The sequence below is a fragment of the Sphingomonas sp. P3_C6 genome, assembly GCF_056402595.1.
Map to the genome: position 1 here is coordinate 84971 of NZ_JBFUHB010000013.1, position 17411 is coordinate 102381.

The 17411-nt window shown below is 66.4% G+C and carries 18 protein-coding genes and 1 tRNA gene; 2 read left to right on the plus strand and 17 right to left on the minus strand.

Annotated features, from left to right (window positions below; translation table 11 throughout):
• Positions 1 to 76: 76 nt before the first annotated feature.
• The 15 genes from AC1DT7_RS14010 to hisG form a co-directional block, all read right to left on the minus strand.
• A complete protein-coding gene (locus AC1DT7_RS14010) occupies positions 77 to 1267 on the minus strand; it encodes an IS91 family transposase (RefSeq protein WP_478036653.1) in 1191 nt (396 codons plus the stop codon).
• Entirely contained in the window at positions 1189 to 2178 is a 990-nt protein-coding gene (locus tag AC1DT7_RS14015) for a tyrosine-type recombinase/integrase (protein WP_478036654.1), read from the minus strand. The genes AC1DT7_RS14010 and AC1DT7_RS14015 overlap by 79 nt, the downstream gene beginning before the upstream one ends.
• A 133-nt stretch (positions 2179 to 2311) precedes the next feature.
• Positions 2312 to 2725: a phage integrase central domain-containing protein gene (locus AC1DT7_RS14020; RefSeq protein WP_478036689.1), complete on the minus strand. Its 414-nt coding sequence runs from the start codon at positions 2723 to 2725 to the stop codon at positions 2312 to 2314.
• Positions 2701 to 3081, minus strand: coding sequence for an Arm DNA-binding domain-containing protein (locus AC1DT7_RS14025; protein ID WP_478036655.1), 381 nt, complete (start codon positions 3079 to 3081; stop codon positions 2701 to 2703). Before AC1DT7_RS14025 ends, AC1DT7_RS14020 begins: the two co-directional genes overlap by 25 nt.
• A 160-nt stretch (positions 3082 to 3241) precedes the next feature.
• Positions 3242 to 3317: transfer RNA gene (locus tag AC1DT7_RS14030), tRNA-Phe, on the minus strand.
• 40 nt (positions 3318 to 3357) lie between these two features.
• Positions 3358 to 3555 carry a DNA gyrase inhibitor YacG gene (locus tag AC1DT7_RS14035; RefSeq protein WP_478036656.1) on the minus strand — a complete coding sequence of 66 codons (198 nt, stop codon included), beginning with the start codon at positions 3553 to 3555 and terminating at the stop codon, positions 3358 to 3360.
• 2 nt (positions 3556 to 3557) lie between these two features.
• Positions 3558 to 4529 carry a ribonuclease gene (locus AC1DT7_RS14040; protein WP_478036657.1) on the minus strand — a complete coding sequence of 324 codons (972 nt, stop codon included), beginning with the start codon at positions 4527 to 4529 and terminating at the stop codon, positions 3558 to 3560.
• Positions 4522 to 5091 (minus strand): Maf family protein, encoded by a 570-nt coding sequence (locus tag AC1DT7_RS14045; protein WP_478036658.1) that lies wholly within the window; start codon positions 5089 to 5091, stop codon positions 4522 to 4524. Before AC1DT7_RS14045 ends, AC1DT7_RS14040 begins: the two co-directional genes overlap by 8 nt.
• A gap of 56 nt (positions 5092 to 5147) precedes the next feature.
• Positions 5148 to 5366, minus strand: a complete 219-nt coding sequence (gene infA / locus AC1DT7_RS14050) for a translation initiation factor IF-1 (RefSeq protein ID WP_010162480.1) — start codon at positions 5364 to 5366, stop codon at positions 5148 to 5150.
• Between the two features lie 111 nt (positions 5367 to 5477).
• On the minus strand, positions 5478 to 7436 hold the full coding sequence (locus tag AC1DT7_RS14055) for an alpha/beta hydrolase family protein (RefSeq protein ID WP_478036659.1): 1959 nt from the start codon (positions 7434 to 7436) through the stop codon (positions 5478 to 5480).
• 185 nt (positions 7437 to 7621) lie between these two features.
• Positions 7622 to 9790, minus strand: coding sequence for a sodium-translocating pyrophosphatase (locus tag AC1DT7_RS14060; protein WP_478036660.1), 2169 nt, complete (start codon positions 9788 to 9790; stop codon positions 7622 to 7624).
• Between the two features lie 101 nt (positions 9791 to 9891).
• Positions 9892 to 10791, minus strand: coding sequence for a thiamine-phosphate kinase (thiL, locus tag AC1DT7_RS14065; protein WP_478036661.1), 900 nt, complete (start codon positions 10789 to 10791; stop codon positions 9892 to 9894).
• Between the two features lie 195 nt (positions 10792 to 10986).
• Positions 10987 to 11442 carry a transcription antitermination factor NusB gene (gene nusB / locus AC1DT7_RS14070; RefSeq protein ID WP_478036662.1) on the minus strand — a complete coding sequence of 152 codons (456 nt, stop codon included), beginning with the start codon at positions 11440 to 11442 and terminating at the stop codon, positions 10987 to 10989.
• Entirely contained in the window at positions 11439 to 12749 is a 1311-nt protein-coding gene (gene hisD / locus AC1DT7_RS14075; RefSeq protein WP_478036663.1) for a histidinol dehydrogenase, read from the minus strand. The genes nusB and hisD overlap by 4 nt, the downstream gene beginning before the upstream one ends.
• A 210-nt stretch (positions 12750 to 12959) precedes the next feature.
• Entirely contained in the window at positions 12960 to 13622 is a 663-nt protein-coding gene (gene hisG / locus AC1DT7_RS14080) for an ATP phosphoribosyltransferase (protein WP_478036664.1), read from the minus strand.
• A gap of 69 nt (positions 13623 to 13691) precedes the next feature.
• On the opposite strand from hisG, the gene AC1DT7_RS14085 reads away from it, so the two are divergent.
• On the plus strand, positions 13692 to 14792 hold the full coding sequence (locus AC1DT7_RS14085; RefSeq protein WP_478036665.1) for a DUF2332 domain-containing protein: 1101 nt from the start codon (positions 13692 to 13694) through the stop codon (positions 14790 to 14792).
• 49 nt (positions 14793 to 14841) lie between these two features.
• Positions 14842 to 15411 carry an NUDIX hydrolase gene (locus AC1DT7_RS14090; RefSeq protein ID WP_478036666.1) on the plus strand — a complete coding sequence of 190 codons (570 nt, stop codon included), beginning with the start codon at positions 14842 to 14844 and terminating at the stop codon, positions 15409 to 15411.
• An 84-nt stretch (positions 15412 to 15495) separates the two neighbouring features.
• Here AC1DT7_RS14090 and AC1DT7_RS14095 read toward each other — a convergent pair whose 3' ends face one another.
• Positions 15496 to 16377: an alpha/beta fold hydrolase gene (locus AC1DT7_RS14095; RefSeq protein WP_478036667.1), complete on the minus strand. Its 882-nt coding sequence runs from the start codon at positions 16375 to 16377 to the stop codon at positions 15496 to 15498.
• Positions 16378 to 16499: 122 nt separating this feature from the next.
• Positions 16500 to 17399: a pirin family protein gene (locus AC1DT7_RS14100; RefSeq protein ID WP_478036668.1), complete on the minus strand. Its 900-nt coding sequence runs from the start codon at positions 17397 to 17399 to the stop codon at positions 16500 to 16502.
• Positions 17400 to 17411: the final 12 nt, after the last annotated feature.

The following is a 17411-nucleotide window of genomic DNA, read 5'->3' on the forward strand; positions in this document are numbered from 1 at the left end:
GAAGTCGCCAGCGCGAGCGGCATCGTGGCCGGAAGCACACGACTTTCGGAGCGCAATTTGGTCGAGCCATGCCGGGTCATGGCGCGGTAGTCCCGGTCGCTGGGGTGCCGCGTGGCGGCGCGCGCGGCTGTCGCCAGCGCTCGAAGGTCTCGATGATGACCATGTGCCCGCCGCAGCACGGGCATGGCGGGCGGACATCGGTCGGTTCGTCGGGCGCGTCATCGGGCGGCGGCTGCACGCCAAGCAACTGGCGGGCGTGTTCGAGATGGGCCTTGCGGGTGGTGCCGGCGAGCATGCCGTAATGGCGGATGCGGTGGAACCCGCGCGGCAGGACATGGAGCAGGAAGCGACGGATGAACTCGCCTGTCGCCAGCGTCATCACCTGCTGCCGGTCGGCGCCGGCGCGGCGGTAATCCTTATAGCGCATGGTGACGCCGGCCTCGTCGAAGGCGAGCAGGCGAGTGTTCGAGATCGCGACGCGGTGGGTGTAGCGCGAAAGATTGGCGAGCACGACCTGCGGTCCGGCGAACGGCGGCTTGGCGTAGACGACCCAGTTCTTTTTGCGGACCGGCGACAAGTGACGCAGGAACGCACGCCGATCGGTCAGGTGCGCGAGGCCGCCGAAGAACGCGAGCCGCCCCGCTGCGTGCAGCGCCATCAGCCGGGTCAGGAACAGACGGCGGAACAGCTTGCCCAGCACCTTGACCGGCAGCAGGAACGCTGGCCGTAAGGATATCCAGCGCGTGCCATCGCGGGCGATGCCGCCGCCGGGCACGATCATGTGAACATGCGGATGGTGGGTCATCACCGATCCCCATGTGTGCAGGACCGCAGTGATGCCGATGCGCGCGCCGAGATGCTTCGGGTCGGCGGCGATCGTCAGCATCGTCTCGGACGCCGCCTTGAACAGCAGATCATAGAGCGCCGCCTTGTTGTGGAACGCGATGTCGGCGACCTCGGCGGGCAGCGTGAACACGACATGGAAGTAGCCGACCGGCAACAGGTCGGCCTCGCGCTCGGCGAGCCAAGCGCGTGCGGCGGCACCCTGGCACCGGGGGCAATGCCGGTTGCGACAGCTGTTATAGGCCACCCGCCAATGCCCGCAGTCGGTACAGGCCTCAGTGTGACCGCCCATGACGGCGGTGCGGCAATGCTCGATCGCTGACATGACCTTGAGCTGATGCAGGCTCAGATGCCCGGTATGTGCGGCCCGGTAGGCCGGGCCGGCGGCGCGGAAGATGTCCGCGACCTCAAGGGAGGTGCGCACGTGGCGTCAACCGGCGGCGTCTTGCCCTCCATCAGCGCCATCAGCCAGTCGAGCGGACTGGTGACCGCGCGGATCGTGCGGGTCGCGACCTTGGTGTAAAGCGCGGTCGTCTCCAGCTTGCTGTGCCCGAGCAGCACCTGGATCACCCGGATATCGACGTCCTGCTCGAGCAGGTGGGTGGCGAAGCTGTGCCGCAGCGTGTGCGGGCTGACGCGCTTGCGGATTCCCGACGCCTCGGCCGCTTCGCAGACGGCACGGTGAAGCTGCCGGGTCGAGATCGGATCGGTGTAGCTGCGTCCTGGGAACAACCAGCCGTGCGGCAGCAGGACACTGCGCCGCTTGCCCTCACGCCACCACAGCCGCAGCAGCTCGAGCAGCTGGGGTGAGAGCATCGCATTGCGGTCCTTGCGTCCCTTGCCCTCCTCGATCCGGATCAGCATCCGCTTGCTGTCGATATCGTCGGCCTTGAGATGTGCGACCTCCGACACGCGCAGCCCGGCGCCATAGGCCACGCCCAGTGCCGCCCGGTACTTGATGCCCGGTGCCGCCTCGAGCAGCTTCGCCACCTCCTCGACGCTCAGCACGTCGGGCAGCTTCCTGGGGCGATGCGCCAGCACCAGGCGGCGCGACAGGTCCGGTCGCTCCAGCGTCACGTCGAACAGGAAACGCAGCGCTGACACCGAGCCGTTGATCGTTGACTCGCCAACACCGTGCTCGCGCTGGTGGGGCTGAAAGCGGCGCACATCCTCGGCGGTCGCGGTGTCGGGCGAGCGCCCGAGGAACGCCGCGAACGCGCGAACGTGGCGGACATAGTCATGCTGGGTGCGCGACCGCATCGTGCGCATCGCCATGTCGTCGAGCATGCGCTGACGCAGCGGGGTAAAGGGTCGGTCGATCGGTAAAGTCGCCATGATGAGTTCCTCTGGTTGAAGGAACTCCATCGTCCGCCACCGCCCCCGCAGGGCCAAACTTCAGAGTAGGCGCGCTACCCCACTGCAAACGCCACTGCCGCGCAGCGGCTTCGTGCTATGGGTCATTCGTGCCTCAGCCGTCAGCTGAATGAATTCCAGCTTCCCGCATTCTGCCGATCCAAAAAGAAGTCGCCCGCCTACCAGCCAAACCGGTCACTCGGCCCGTCTGGACAGCGCTGTCCGAGGCTGGCATTCTGCGCTCGCAGGCGATCATCCGCGATAGCAGAGATGATTGTGGGAAGAAGTGTGGGAATACCGGGACTGAGTTGCCGAAAAGCACGCTTTTCTGCGGCCTCCCGGGCCAGGGTTGGTGGAAGCGCCGAATCACGCTTCCGCAAGTGCTCCGAAGCCGCCGAGCGCTTTCGTAACGTCCGCGGACTTCGACCGTTCTCAACACCGTCAGGAGCTCCGGGGCAGTGATATTGCCGACCGGACGTCCCCCAATCAACGGTTCCGCAAACCCTAAAAGCCAGCGAAGCTTGTCGATCGTTGTCGGAGCTCGGCCCTCGGCTTCGACCTTCTGAAGCCATTCATCCGCACTGCCTTGAACGTATCTCCCGCAGAAATGGCGGCTACGCCCCGGGTCAATCTCTTGTAGCTTGAAGGGGTCACGCCCTTCTCAAGCAGCTTTCGAGCGTTTGCCCGCTTCTCGCGAGCTTCCTTCAGTGAAACATCCGGATAAACACCGAGAGCGACGGTCCCGCGCTTCTCTGCATGGCGGTAGTCCATGCGCCAATACCTCGCGCCGTTTGGCTGCACGAGCAGGTATAGGCCGTGGATGTCGGCGACCTTGAAAGGCTTATCATTGGGTTTGATTTTGCGGATCGCTGCATCGGTAAGCATGACGGTATCTTGCTCTCATTGGCGACTTTGATACCGTCAATATACCGTCAGGTTACGTGGCTTCCAAGGGACGGCCACGGTTTCGGATGGAATTCATACCGTTGAAAAGCGGGGAAAATCGCTGTTTTCTGGACGTGTACGGTGCGCTGCGGAAAGGTGGTGGTGCCCGGGGACGGGATCGAACCGCCGACACTGCGATTTTCAATCGCATGCTCTACCAACTGAGCTACCCGGGCATGCCGGCGCGCCTGATGGGCGCCGGAAAGAGCGGGCCTCTTAATCGGCGTCGTTGGCGCTGTCCAGCCCATGTGTTGAAGCAGATGATTCTTGCGTGTCGGCAGGGCCGGCGGGAATACGATAGCCCTCTCCGAGCCATTGCAGCAAATCGCGGTCGCGGCAGCCGCGGCTGCAGAACGGGGTGTGCTCAGCGGTCGCGGGCTTGCCGCAGATCGGGCAGGTGTCGTTCTTCGCCATAATCAGATCGCCTCGAAGTCGTGAGTCATGCCGGTACGACGTGCCAGCTCGTCGAGCAGCGCCGGGCGCGCCGTCAGCCAGGCCAGAACGCGCGCCGGCACCTTGTGGTGCCGCAGGCCCGGCGGCGGCGTGCGCTCGATCGTGCGCAGTAGCGCACGCGCCTCGGCCCCGGCACGGTCGGCGCGGAGCAGTTCGGGCAACGATACGCGCGCCCGGCGGCGGACGATCTGCAGAAAGCCGAATCCGTTCATCGCGGTGCGTTCGAAGGGCAGGGGCAGCGCCGCATCGATCGCCGTCGCCACCGCATGGCGCGCCGCCTTGCCCTCAAGGGTCGGAAAGTCGATGCCGATCGACCCACCGATATCGTGCCGCAGGATCGCCGCGCCCACGGCATGCGCCGCCTTGACCGCGAGCGCGTCGAGCGGCGGATAGCCGTCCACGTCGAACAGCGTCATCGCCGGCGTGGGCGACAGGCGCAGCGCGCCGCCGGGAAAGGCGATCTCGCCGGTCAGCGCTTCCTCCAGCACCTCCGACCAGCCAGCCGCCTCCAGCGCGTCGGGCTCGTGCGCGCGCGGGGTGCGGACGAGATGTCCGGATGCGGTAATCCGGGCGAGCAGGTCGGGGCCCTGGGTGAGGGCCGCATCCGGCTCGACCGGTGTTGCCTTGGCGAGCTTTGCACGGCCAGCTTCGGGAATCGCCTCGCGCACGATCTCGGTGGTCAGCGCTGTGCCCTGGGTGATGCCGGCGGGCAGGGGGGACAAGATCGCCTCATGGCCACTATCGAGCTTTACGCGACCCTCGCGGCCCTTGACCGTGACCTCGACCAGCCGCGCCTTCATTATGGCCCCGACGCGCAGCGCGTCGCTATCGGGCTCGATCCGCGCCTCGACGATCGTACCGTCCTCGACCAGCGCCGCGCGGGCCTCGCCGATGCCGGCTTCATACAACCATGTGATGGAGGGCCGCTCAGCCAAGGGGCATGCCCGCCGCAATCAGCAGCGCGCGGGTCTCGAACAGGGGCAGGCCGATCACGCCCGAATGGCTGCCGGAAAGGAAACGAACGAATGCCTCGGCCCGGCCCTGGATGGCATAGCCGCCCGCCTTGCCCAGCCCCTCACCGCACGCGACATAGGCGTCGATCTCGACCGTCGTCAGCGGCTTGAACGCGACGATCGTGTCGGACAGGCGGGTGCGCGCCTTGCCGGTGGTATCGATCACGCAGACCGCGGTCAGGCAATGATGGCGCCGGCCGGAAAGCAGGCCGAGCATGCGGCGCAGCTCGACCTCGTCGTCGGCCTTGCCCAGGATGCGGCGGCCGAGCGCGATCACCGTGTCGCCGGCCAGCACGATCTCGCCCTCGGCCCGCGCGACCGCGCGCGCCTTGGCCTCGGCCAGCCGCAGGGCATGGACGCGCGGCAGCTCGGCCGGCAGCGGACTTTCGTCGATGGCTGGGTCGGCGACAYGCGCCGGTTCGACACCGAGCCGCGCGAGAAGGTCACGCCGACGCGGAGAGGTTGAGGCTAGAACGAGCCGCACTGGCGGCACCTTTTAAGCTGGATCCCGGCCTACGCCGGGATGCCACGCTACGCGCGTCACTTGAAGCGGTAGGTGATGCGACCCTTGGTCAGGTCGTACGGGGTCAACTCCACAAGAACCTCGTCGCCCACCAGTACGCGGATGCGGTTCTTGCGCATCTTGCCGGCGGTGTGACCGAGAATTTCATGGTCGTTTTCGAGTTTTACGCGGAACATGGCGTTGGGCAGAAGCTCCACCACCTGGCCGCGCATTTCGAGCAATTCTTCCTTGGCCAAACAAACCTCTAGCGATGTTGGGGAAATCGTGAGCGCGCGCCTTAGCGCCAAAGCGGCCAAAAGGGAAGCGCCCGCCTGTTCCGTCCCCTTCTGCCCGCGCCGCGGCCCCGATCAGGCCGGGTTATATTGCTTCAGAAATGCTTCCATCTCCTTCAGGAACTGGATGCGGTCGGCCTCGCGCGAGAAGTGATGGTCGCCCTCGGGCTGCTCGATATAACGATAGGTCTTGCCCGCCGCCTTGAGCTTCTCGACCATCTCGCGCGATTGCTTGACCGGTACCCGGGCGTCGGCCTTGCCGTGCATGATCAGCACCGGAATCGAGAAGTCGGCGGCGAAATTCACCGGCGACGCACCCTTCAGGTCGGGCGACTGGCTGCGCCAATAATCCTTGCTGCGACTGCCGTTCAGGAAGCTGGCGTCGTGGCGCAGGATCGCCGCCATGTCCGACACACCGGCATAGGAGACGGCGCAGCGATAGATGCCATGGTCGCGCTGCGCCGCGCGGAGCGCCGCATAGCCGCCATAGGATCCGCCGACGATGCAGACCCGTTTCGGATCGGCGATGCCCTGCTTCGCTGCCCAGGTGATGCCGTCGATCAGGTCGTCCTGCATCGCCAGGCCCCATTGGCCGTCGCCCTTGTCCGAGAAGGCGGTGCCATAGCCGGACGAGCCCCGGTAATTGGGCTGGAGCACGACATAACCCCGGCTGGCCAGGAACTGCGCCCACCAGTCCCAGCTTTCCTCGTCGCGGGCGAACGGCCCGCCATGCGGCATTACGATCAGCGGCATGTTCTTGCCACCGCCCTTGGGCTGCGTCAGGATCGCCTCGATCTCCAGGCCGTCGCGGGCCTTGTAGCGGATCGTGCTTACCGGGCCGTAAGGCTTTTTGCCCAGCCCTTCGCTGATCGAGGCGAACAGATGCATCACACCCTCGTCGACCTGGAAGGTGTAATAGCCGCCCGGATTGTCGGGGCTGTCGACCAGCACGATCAGCGTGTTGAAATCGCGGCTCCATGACACGATCTGCGCGCGGCGCGTGCCGACCGCCTTGTCGATCAGCGCCTGTACCTCGGCCAGCTTCGGGTCGAACCAGTGGGTGCGTTCCCGCGTGTCGGTATAGCGCACGCCGATCACGCGCGTGCCGCCATCGCCGGTGATCAGATTGTCGATATCATATCCGGGAACGCCGAACAGCTTCTCGCCGGTCTTCAGCGTCGTCAGGTCGAGATTATAGACGGCGTTGAACCCGTCCGCATCGTCATACGCGATCGCCTTGCCCGCTTCCGGCAGGAACATCGCCGGCACGTTGCCGAGCGAGGTGCCCGGCCCCCGGACCTTGTTGACGGTCCGGAAAGCCTGGGTCTGCGCATCGCGGTAGAGCAGCTTGGAGGTGCGCGTCGCATCGTCATAGGACATGCCGAGCCTGACGGTGCCCGCGCCATCGGCATACCAGTCCATGACGTTGCTGGTCGGACTCAGGACTCGTTTGCCCCGGCCGGTCGACACGTCGAAATCGCGCACTTCTGGCCAGAAGCCCGGATTGTCCGAATAGATCGAGGTCTGCATGGCGAGCAGGATGTGTGGCGAACCGTCGCTGGCCGTCCACAATATATCGTCGGCGATCTGGCCGGCCGCCTCCTTGCCCAGGATCATCGTCTTCTTGCCGTCGGCACTGACCCCGATCGCGCGGCGGATATACCAGCTGTCGCCCTCGACCGGCACATTGGTCCCGACCCGTGCCACCAGCCAGTCGTTGTTGACCCAGTTCCAGCTGTTCAGATCCATTACGCCAGGGTCGATCTGCGCCAGCTTCGACGCGTCGTTGAGCGGGATGATCGCCAGCCGCTGGGCGCCCTTCACTGCGAGGCGCGCGGCGATCCTGGTGCCGTCGGGCGACAATTTGGGGCTCTCGATAAAAGGCAGGCGTCCGAATTGTTCGGCAGATCCCGGAACGTCCGCCTGTACCGGCACCGGCGTGGCGCTCTCGGTCTTGGCGGCCGCCTCCCGTGCCGAGGCCGTCGCCGATCCGAACAGAAACAGCCCGCCGACGGCGAACGCGATAAACCGCATGGACAATGCCCCCCAATATCCCTCGATCACCTGTTTAAGCGAACTCTGACGCCTAAGAAAGCGAACGCGGCCGGGCTTTTCGCGCCATAACGGAGGTTTTGCGGGAGCAGGCTGCGCAAATAAGAAAGGCCCCGCCCGGACGACACCGGACGGGGCCTGAAAGATGGGGGCACTGCCCCGCTTGATCAGCCCGCCGCGTGTGCCAGTGCTGCAAGCAGTAGGAGGGCGACGATGTTGGTGATCTTGATCATCGGGTTCACCGCCGGACCGGCCGTGTCCTTATAGGGATCGCCGACGGTGTCGCCGGTCACCGCTGCCTTATGGGCTTCGCTGCCCTTACCGCCGTGATTGCCGTCCTCGATATACTTCTTGGCATTGTCCCAGGCGCCGCCGCCCGAGGTCATCGAGATGGCGACGAACAGGCCGGACACGATCACGCCGAGCAGCAGCGCGCCGAGTGCCGCGAAGCCGCTCGCCTGGCCGGCCACCGCGGTGATGATGAAATACACCACGATCGGTGCCAGCACCGGCAGCAGCGACGGGATGATCATCTCCTTGATCGCTGCCTTGGTGACGAGGTCGACGGTGCGGGCATAATCGGGGCGGCTTGTGCCCGCCATGATGCCCGGATTGTCGCGGAACTGGGCGCGGACGTCCTCGACGACTGATCCCGCCGCACGGCCCACTGCGGTCATGCCGAACGCGCCGAAGCTGAACGGCAGCAGCGCGCCGAGCAGCAGGCCGACGATGACGTACGGATTGGAGAGCGAGAAGTTCACCGTCAGATCCKGGAAATAGATACTCAGATCGGTCGTGTAGGCCCCGAACAGTACCAGCGCGGCGAGCGCAGCGGAGCCGATCGCATAGCCCTTGGTCACTGCCTTGGTGGTGTTGCCCACGGCGTCGAGCGCGTCGGTGCGGTGGCGGACGTCCTCGGGCAGGCCGGCCATTTCGGCGATCCCGCCGGCATTGTCGGTCACCGGCCCATAGGCGTCGAGCGCAACGACCATGCCGGCCAGCGCCAGCATCGCAGTCGCACCGAACGCGATGCCGATGATGCCCGCCAGCTGATAGCAGGCGATCACCGCGACGGAGATGACCAGAGTCGGCAGGGCAGGGCTTTCGAGGCTGACTGCGAGGCCCTGGATGACATTGGTGCCGTGGCCGGTCTCGGACGCCTTGGCGATCGAGCGGACCGGGCGGTAATTGGTGCCGGTATAATATTCGGTGATCCATACCAGAGCGCCGGTGAGCGCGAGGCCGATCATCATGCACCAGAACAACGCCATGCCGGTGAAGGACAGGGCCGAGACGCCCGCCGCCGCCTCGGGCGTGAGTGCGCCGCCGACGTCGCCGAGCGCGCTCGATCCACCGATCACGGTGCTCATGTCGCCCAGGACGTACTGGGTGGCAAAATAGATCGCCGGGATCGAGAGGATCACCGTAGTCCAGAAACCCTTGTACAGCGCGCCCATGATGGATTCGCTGGCGCCGAGACGGACCATGTACGTGCCGATGATCGAGGTGATGACGCAGACGCCGCCGACGAGCAGCGGCAGGGTCATCAGCTGGAACAGATGGTCGGCGTTCGGGAGGAGCAGCGCGATCGAGGCCATGGTCACGCCGATGGTGACGACATAGGTCTCGAACAGGTCGGCCGCCATGCCGGCGCAGTCGCCGACATTGTCACCGACGTTATCGGCGATGGTTGCGGGGTTGCGGGGGTCGTCTTCCGGAATGCCGGCCTCGACCTTGCCCACCAGGTCGGCGCCGACGTCAGCGGCCTTGGTGAAGATGCCGCCGCCGAGACGCGCGAAGATCGAGATCAGCGAAGCACCAAAGGCAAGCGCGACGAGCGAGTCGACGACGATGCGGCGATCGGCCTGCACGGCCAGGTCCATATGGGCCTGCGCGATCAGGTACCAGAACAGTCCGGTGATGGAGAGCAGGCCAAGGCCCGCGACCAGCATGCCGGTGACCGCGCCGGAGCGGAACGCCATGGTCAGGCCGCCCTGCAGCGAGGTGCGCGCCGCTTCCGCCGTGCGGACATTGGCCTTCACCGACACGTTCATGCCGATAAAGCCGGTCACACCCGACAGGATCGCGCCGATCGCGAAGGCGACAGCCGAGGTGATGCCGAGGAAATAGCCGACCAGAACGGCGACGACGACGCCGACGATTGCGATGGTGCGGTATTGCCGGCCGAGATAAGCCTTGGCGCCTTCCGCAATGGCGGAGGCGATGTCCTGCATCTTCTCGTTGCCGGCACTCGCCGCAAGAATCTGTCGACTGGTAATAATGCCATAAAGTACGGCGATGAGGCCGCAGATCATGGCCGCATAGACAATCGTCATACGTATCCTTCCCCTGGTGTTCGCCGCGCCGGACCATTTTCGGTCCGTGTCCTCGGCAATTGGGCGAAGCGTATAGAGGCACCTTGCAGGGCGCAAGCCGCTCAACCGGCGTGTTCGAAGCCGAGTCGTGCGGGTAATGTCACCAATTCGGTGCGGTCGCGTAAGATGAGGCCAGTGCCGGGGTGAAAGCCGCCGATCCGGGTGGCGGGGACCGGCAGGGCGAAGCCGGCGGGCGCGGCGAACAGCAACTGATAGTCGTCGCCCGCGGTGGCCGCGGCGATGCGCGCCTCGCGGCCGTCGCCGGCGAACCCCCGATAGGTGGCGGACAGCGGCACGGCCGCCAGATCGATTTCAAGTGCGAGCCCGCTTGCCTCCGCCATTCGGGCCGCGTCGATCAGCAGCCCGTCGGACACATCCATCATCGCATGGACGTGGGGGGCGAGGGCACGTCCGTCCGCGATCCGTGGCATCGGGCGCCGATAGGCGGCAAGCAGATCGGCCGGGCCTTCGGCACCCTGCGCGATGGCGAGCCCCGCGCCGGCGTCGCCGATCGTCCCGGTGACATAGAGCGCATCGCCGGCCCGGGCGCCGCTACGCGGCGGGGCGGCCGCATCGATGCCGAAGGCGGTCAGCGTCAGCACGCGCGGCGCGCCCGAGGGCAGCGATACGGTGTCGCCGCCGATCAGCGCGCAGTCGAACTGCCTGAGGCCCTCGATGAAACCGGCATCCCAGGCCGAATCCCCGGCCAGGGTGTAGTTGAGCATCACGCCCAGCGGCAGCGCGCCTTTGGCGGCCAGATCGGACAGGTTCACCGCACCGAGTTTCCAGGCGACATCCTCGGCCGGATCGGTGGAGAGGAAGTGCACGCCCTCGACGATGGTGTCGCTGGTGAGGACGAGTGGCCCGCCCGCGTCGAGCAGGGCGGTATCGTCGCGCAGCCCTCGCGCCGACGGGTGCAGCGGCAAAGTGCGCAGGGCCGCAAGGAATTCGGCTTCGTTCATCATTCCTCCCCGGAACGGGGAGGGGGACCGCCGAAGGCGGTGGAGGGGCTTGGAGCGAGGCCACGTCGCCGCGCTCCAAGCCCCTCCACCGCGCGCTGAAGAAGCGCGCGGTCCCCAGTGTCGGGTCGATCGTGCCCCCGGCACGATCTTGGAATGCCGGGGGCATTCCAACCCGACACTCCTTGCAGGGGAGGATTAAGAGCGAACATCCTTCGCGATCGCATCGAGCAGGCCGTTCACGAACCCGGCCTCGCGCTTGTCGAAGAACGCATGCGCCACATCGACATATTCGGTGATCACGGTCGCCACCGGCACGTCCATCCGCGCCATCAGCTCATAGGTGCCTGCGCGCAGGATCGCGCGCATCGACTTGTCCAGCCGCTCCAGTGCCCAGCCCTTGGCCAGCTTGCCCTTGATCGCCTCGTCGATCTCGCTCTGCCGCGCGACCGCGCCCTTTACGATGTCGTCGAAGAAATCGACCTCGGCCTCGGCATATTCGGCGTCCTCGATCGTGGCGCCAAGCCGGTGCTGGTGGAATTCATGGAGCAGTGCCGCGATCGCGGTGCCCTCCATCTCGTGCTGGTACAATGCCTGGGTCGCGGCAAGCCGGGCGGCGGCGCGGGCCGTGGAACGGGCAGAAGTTCGGCTCATAGGTTCGATTCCGTCTGGTCGCCCGCGAGGCGGAGCGCCACTGATTTGGCATGGGCAGGAAGCCCTTCAGCCTCGGCCAGCGCCACGGCCGCAGGGCCGATGGCGCCAAGCGCTGCATGATCGAGCTGGAGGAAGCTGGTGCGCTTCATGAAGTCGAGCACCGACAGGCCGGAGGCGAAGCGCGCGCGCCGGCCGGTCGGGAGGACATGGTTTGGCCCGGCGACATAATCGCCGATCGCCTCGGGCGTGTGACGGCCCATGAACACGGATCCGGCATGGCGGACCAGGTCGAACAACGCCTGGGGATCGTCGCAGGCAAGCTCGAGATGTTCGGGTGCGAGCCGGTCGACCAGCGGGATCGCCTCGACCAAGTCGGCGGTGACGATGATCGCGCCGTTCGAATCCCAGCTCTCGCGGGTCACCTTCGCGGTGGAAAGCTGGCCGATCTGCACCTCCACCGCCTCGGCGACGGCATCGCCGAATGCGGCATCGTCGGTGAACAGGATCGACTGGCTGGTCGGATCATGCTCTGCTTGGCTGAGCAGATCGGCGGCGATCCAGTCCGGATCGTTCTTTCCGTCGGCGACGACGACGATCTCGCTCGGCCCTGCGACCATGTCGATGCCGACCACGCCGTACAGCTGACGCTTGGCCTCGGCGACCCAGGCATTGCCTGGCCCGGTGATCACGTCGACCGGCGCGATCCGCTCGGTGCCATAGGCAAGCGCCGCGATCGCTTGCGCGCCACCGACACGCCAGATTTCGTCCACGCCGGCGATATGCGCCGCCGCCAGTACCAGAGGGTTGATCTCGCCATCGGGCGTCGGCGTCACCATCACCAGCCGCTCGACACCCGCGACCTTGGCAGGGATCGCGTTCATCAGCACCGACGACGGATAGGCTGCCCGGCCGCCGGGGATATAGATGCCCGCCGCCTGAATCGCATTCCACCGCGCGCCGAGCCTGACGCCGGCCGCATCGGTCGTGTCGCTGTCCGCCGGCTTCTGCTTGAGGTGATAGGCGGCGATCCGCTCGGCCGCGAGCTCGATCGCGGCGCGCAGCTGGGGATCCAGGCCGTTCAGCGCGACGAGCCAGTCGGCCTTGTCGATCTGCCAGCCGGTCTCATTCAGGTCGTGCCGGTCGAACTTCAGCGTAAAGGCGTGGAGCGCGGCATCGCCCTCATCGCGCACGCTGGCGATGATCGCGCGAACGTCGCGGGCGACATCGGCGTCCGCCTCGCGGCGCGCGTTGACGAGGGCGGTGAAATCGCGGTCGAAGGCGGGGTCGGAAGTGGCGAGGCGAATCACTTCTCGCTCCCCTCCCGTTTACGGGAGGGGCTGGGGGTGGGCGCCCGGCCACAATAAGCGGAACGGTTGAGGTGAGGGCGAGCCCACCCCCAGCCCAGTGGTGCGACCGATAAGGGTCGGGATGGCCCCCGGCCATCCCTCAACCATGCCGGGGGCATGGTTGCCCCTGATCGGTCGCGCCACTCGCAAGCAGGAGGGGAGAAAGAAGCGTTACGCAGCATCGCGCATCTCCACCGCCCGCCGGAACGCATCCACCAGCGGCACCACCTCGGCCCGAGTCTTGAACGCCGCCCGGTTGACGATCAGTCGCGACGTGACCTCGGCGATCACCTCCACCTCGACCAGCCCGTTCTCCTTCAGCGTCTTGCCCGACGACACGAGATCAACGATCCGCGGTGCCAGCCCGAGCGTCGGGGCAAGTTCCATCGCGCCGTTCAGCTTCACGCACTCGGCCTGAACCCCGCGCGCCTCGAAATGCCGACGGGTGACATAGGGATATTTGGTGGCGATGCGCACATGGCTCCAGCCGCGCGGATCGTCGCCTTCTGCCATGTCGCGGGGCTCGGCAACCGACAGCCGGCAATGGCCGATGCCGAGGTCAACCGGCGCATAGAGCTCCGAATAATCGAACTCGGCCAGCACGTCGGACCCCACGATCCCAAGCTGCGCCGCTCCGTGTGCCACGAAGGTCGCGACGTCGAAGGCGCGTACCCGGATCAGGTCGATTCCGGGGTTGCTGGTGGAGAAGCGCAAGGCGCGGCTGTCCTCGTCGCCAAAGGCGGCTTCGGGGGTGATTCCGGCGCGTTCGAGCAGCGGAACGGCCTCGGTGAGGATGCGCCCTTTGGGGACGGCGATGATGATCGGATCGGCCATGAGTGAGCGGGGCTTTACTTGGGGGTGTTCGCGGGCGCAACAGACGCGGCGAGCAGGAGGTCAAGACGCATGTCCAGCGAACAGAACAACCGCGGCGCATTCCTGATCCAGGAACATTATTGCAAGGCCATGGCCGCGCCCGCTTATGGTCGCATCTGCGCCGCGCTGGCCAGGGGACTCAACCGCGACAGCAGGGTCGGCACGCGCGTGCTCGACTGGCCGGGCGAGCCGACCCGCGATGCCCTGCCGCTGCGACTGGTCGGCGGGCTTCATGCGCTGGTGCTTGCGGGTAAGGATGCCGGGCTGGCGGCGATCTTCGACGGTCGCGTCACCGATCCCGACGCGATCGAGGCGGAACTGGCCCGTGTGCTGATCGATCATGATGCCGATCTGCTCCCCTGGCTCGACGGTCCGCCCCAGACCAATGAGCCTGGCCGCTCGGCCGCGCTGATGGTCGGCCTGCTCGACATCGCCCGGCGGCACGGGCCGAAGATCGAGATCATCGAGATCGGCTCCAGCGCTGGCCTCAACCTGATGATCGACCGCTACCGGTTCGATCTCGGCGGCGTGATGGTCGGCCCCGCCGAGTCGCCGGTAACGATCGTGCCAGAGTGGAAAGGCCCGCCGCCACCTGCCGTGCCGATCGAGATCCTCGGTACCCGCGGCTGCGATGTCCAGCCGATCGACGCGACCGATCCGGCGGCCGAGGCACGGCTCGCCGCCTATGTCTGGGCCGAGAAGCCGGATCGTGCGGCGCGGCTGAAGACCGCCATCGCGATGCTGCGCGACCGCCCGGTCAGGCTCGACCACGCCGATGCCGCCGACTGGGTCGAGGCGCGGCTCGGCGAACCCCAAGCGGAAGGCGTGACGCGCGTGCTGATGCACTCCGTCGTCTGGCAATATTTGCCCGACCCGGTCGCCGAACGGATCAGGACCGCGATGAAGGCCGCCGGTGGCCGTGCCACGGCCGATCGTCCGCTCGGCTGGGTGATGATGGAGCCCGATCGCGCGCTCGCGCATCAGGTCATTCGCGTGCGGAGCTGGCCCGGCGACGGTGCGTGGCAGACGGTCGCGACGTCGCATGCCCATGCCGCGTGGATCGACGCCGGGCTGCCGGAACGCGATCGTACCGGCATCGACCTGCCAGAGGCGGCAAAAATCTCCGTCTGAGGCTGCGCGGCCGGTTTGTCTTCGGCATGCTCCCGACTATGGGACCGGCATGACCTCGCCCGACCACGAGACGTTGCAGCCCTGGAGCGTCACCGCGTCGCGGCACGTTCTCCGCGACCGCTGGATCAGCGTCCGCGCCGATGACTGCATCACGGCCGAGGGCGTGGAGATCGCGCCCTATTATGTGCTCGAATATCCCGACTGGGTCATCGTCGTCGCGATCGACGAGCAGGACCGCATCATCCTCGTCGAGCAATATCGCCATGGCTGGGGCATCATGTCGCTCGAACTGCCGACCGGCGGCGTCGAGCCCGGCGATGCGGATCTGGTCGCAGCCGCCGCCCGCGAACTGGCCGAGGAAACCGGCTATGTCTCGTCGGACTGGCAGTATCTGACCGCGCTCGCGCCCAATCCGTCCAACATGGCCAATAAATGCCATTTCCTCCTCGCCCGCTCGGCCACCCGGGCGGTGACGCCGGAGGATAATCCGACCGAACGCATCCGTGTCGCGCCGCGCGCCGTGGAAGAGGTGGTCGCGATGGCCAAGGCGGGGACCATTGTCCAGTCGATGCATGTGGCTGCGCTGGCGATGGTTTTGTCGTCGATCGGCCGCTGGTAGTTCATCCAGGCTAGTGCGCCTGCACTGGGGTGATCCACTATGGCGGGGTGGTTGGCTGTGATTCCGTTGCGACCAGACAGCCCGTCAGACCAGCCAGTCCCGTATCGCGGTCGTCACCGCCTCCGGCGCCTCCCACGGCACGAAATGCCCGGCATCCACCTTCACCAGCGTCATGTCCGGCACCAGCGTATCGAGCCCTTCGAGCTGGCTTGGCAGCAACGCCTTGTCGTCGATCCCCCAGATCACCAGAGTCGGCTGCCTGATCGGCGGAAAGGGGGCGCTCAGAAAGGCAGGGGGCTCGGCTTCCTCGCCGATCTCCGGTACGATGATCGCGCTCGCACGGTACCAGTTGAGCATCGCCGTCATCGCGCCCGGCTGGCCCCATTCGTCGAGATAGGCCGCTTTCTCGTCAGCGACCTTTTCGAAATCGGTGTGGCGCATGAAGCTGCCGTCGAAAAAGGCCGGCAGGCCGATCGAGGCGATATGTTTCTCGAAGTCCGGGTTGCGGAAGGCGCGGATATACTGGCTCGCCTCGCGCTGCGCAGGGTCGTCGAACATCGACTTCTGGAAAACGAACGGGTGCGGCGCATTGACGATGATCAGCTTCGCCACCCGGTCGGGCCGGGTCAGCGCCGCCATCCACGCGATCGCGCCGCCCCAGTCATGCCCGACCAGGGTGAACGTCCCCACGCCGAAATGGTCCGCCAGCGCGATCAGGTCGCCGACCATCTTGTCGGGCGTATAATCGCTGACGTTCGCGGGCTTGGACGACCGCGCAAAACCGCGCTGGTCGGGGGCGAGCACGAAATGGGTTCTGGCCAGTTCGGGAATCTGGTGGCGCCAGGTGCGGTGCGATTCCGGGAAGCCGTGCAGCAGGATGATCGCCGGGTTGGCCGGGTCGCCGGCCACGACGACGTCCAGGGTGACGCCCGTGGATAGGTCGGCTCGTTGAAGGTCAAACGCCATCTTCTTCTCCCCTCCCGCTTGCGGGAGGGGCCGGGGGTGGGCTCCCGACCTCAGCAAGCGGTACTTATCGTTGAGAGCACGAGCCCACCCCTAAACCCTCCCGCAAGCGGGAGGGGAATGAGTCACGGATAGCTCACGGTCTTCGGCACCTCGGGAATCGGAATCCATTCCTTCTCGTCGCCCGGTACCTTGGGAAACCGCCCGGCCTGCCAATCCTCTTTCGCCTGATTGATCCGGTCTCGCGACGACGAGACGAAGTTCCACCACACATGCCGCGGCGTCGAAAAGGCATCGCCGCCGCATAGCATCACCCGCCCGCCGTCCCGCGACCTGAGAGAGGTGGCGACGCCTGGCTTCAGCACATACAGCACCATCGGCTCGAGCGGCACCCCGTCCAGGCTCGCCTCGCCCATGGCGAGATAGACGGCGCGCTCGTCGGCATCGGCATCGACCGGCACCTCGCCGCCCGGATCGAGCACGATGTCGGCATAGATCGTCCCGGCATAGGTGGTGGTCGGCGCCGTCGCCCCCCACAGGCTGCCCATGATGATGCGGGCGCGGGCATTGGGCGTCTCGATCACCGGGAGGTCGGCCTTGGCGACATGCTCGAATGCCGGGTCCATCTCCTCCTGCACCTCGGGCAAAGCGAGCCAGGTCTGGATGCCCGACAGGTCCGGCCCCTGCGCACGCTCGCTGGCGGGAGAGCGCTCGGAATGGACGATGCCATGGCCCGCGGTCATCAGGTTCACCGCGCCTGGCTCGATCGTCGCGAAGGTGCCGATCGAGTCGCGATGGTCGATCGCCCCGCCGAACAGATAGGTCACCGTCGCCAGGTTGATGTGCGGATGCGGCCGCACGTCGATGCCCGTCCCGACTTCCAGATGGGCCGGCCCCATCTGGTCGAAGAACAGGAAGGGCCCCACCATGGTGCGCGGCCTGGAGGGGAGGGTGCGATGCACCTTGAACCCGCCCAGGTCGTGCGTCGTCGGCATGATGGTTTGCAGCACGAAATCGTCGATCATGAAGCGGCTCCG

What these genes read in the sequence shown, in the direction of transcription:
- hisG (WP_478036664.1), bottom strand. Translation starts at nt 13,622, where the DNA reads ATGGCCGATCCGATCATCATCGCCGTCCCCAAAGGGCGCATCCTCACC.
- AC1DT7_RS14095 (WP_478036667.1), bottom strand. Translation starts at nt 16,377, where the DNA reads ATGGCGTTTGACCTTCAACGAGCCGACCTATCCACGGGCGTCACCCTG.
- AC1DT7_RS14015 (WP_478036654.1), bottom strand. Translation starts at nt 2,178, where the DNA reads ATGGCGACTTTACCGATCGACCGACCCTTTACCCCGCTGCGTCAGCGC.
- AC1DT7_RS14035 (WP_478036656.1), bottom strand. Translation starts at nt 3,555, where the DNA reads ATGGCGAAGAACGACACCTGCCCGATCTGCGGCAAGCCCGCGACCGCT.
- AC1DT7_RS14025 (WP_478036655.1), bottom strand. Translation starts at nt 3,081, where the DNA reads ATGCTTACCGATGCAGCGATCCGCAAAATCAAACCCAATGATAAGCCT.
- thiL (WP_478036661.1), bottom strand. Translation starts at nt 10,791, where the DNA reads ATGAACGAAGCCGAATTCCTTGCGGCCCTGCGCACTTTGCCGCTGCAC.
- AC1DT7_RS14090 (WP_478036666.1), top strand. Translation starts at nt 14,842, where the DNA reads ATGACCTCGCCCGACCACGAGACGTTGCAGCCCTGGAGCGTCACCGCG.
- AC1DT7_RS14085 (WP_478036665.1), top strand. Translation starts at nt 13,692, where the DNA reads ATGTCCAGCGAACAGAACAACCGCGGCGCATTCCTGATCCAGGAACAT.
- AC1DT7_RS14100 (WP_478036668.1), bottom strand. Translation starts at nt 17,399, where the DNA reads ATGATCGACGATTTCGTGCTGCAAACCATCATGCCGACGACGCACGAC.
- AC1DT7_RS14055 (WP_478036659.1), bottom strand. Translation starts at nt 7,436, where the DNA reads ATGCGGTTTATCGCGTTCGCCGTCGGCGGGCTGTTTCTGTTCGGATCG.
- nusB (WP_478036662.1), bottom strand. Translation starts at nt 11,442, where the DNA reads ATGAGCCGAACTTCTGCCCGTTCCACGGCCCGCGCCGCCGCCCGGCTT.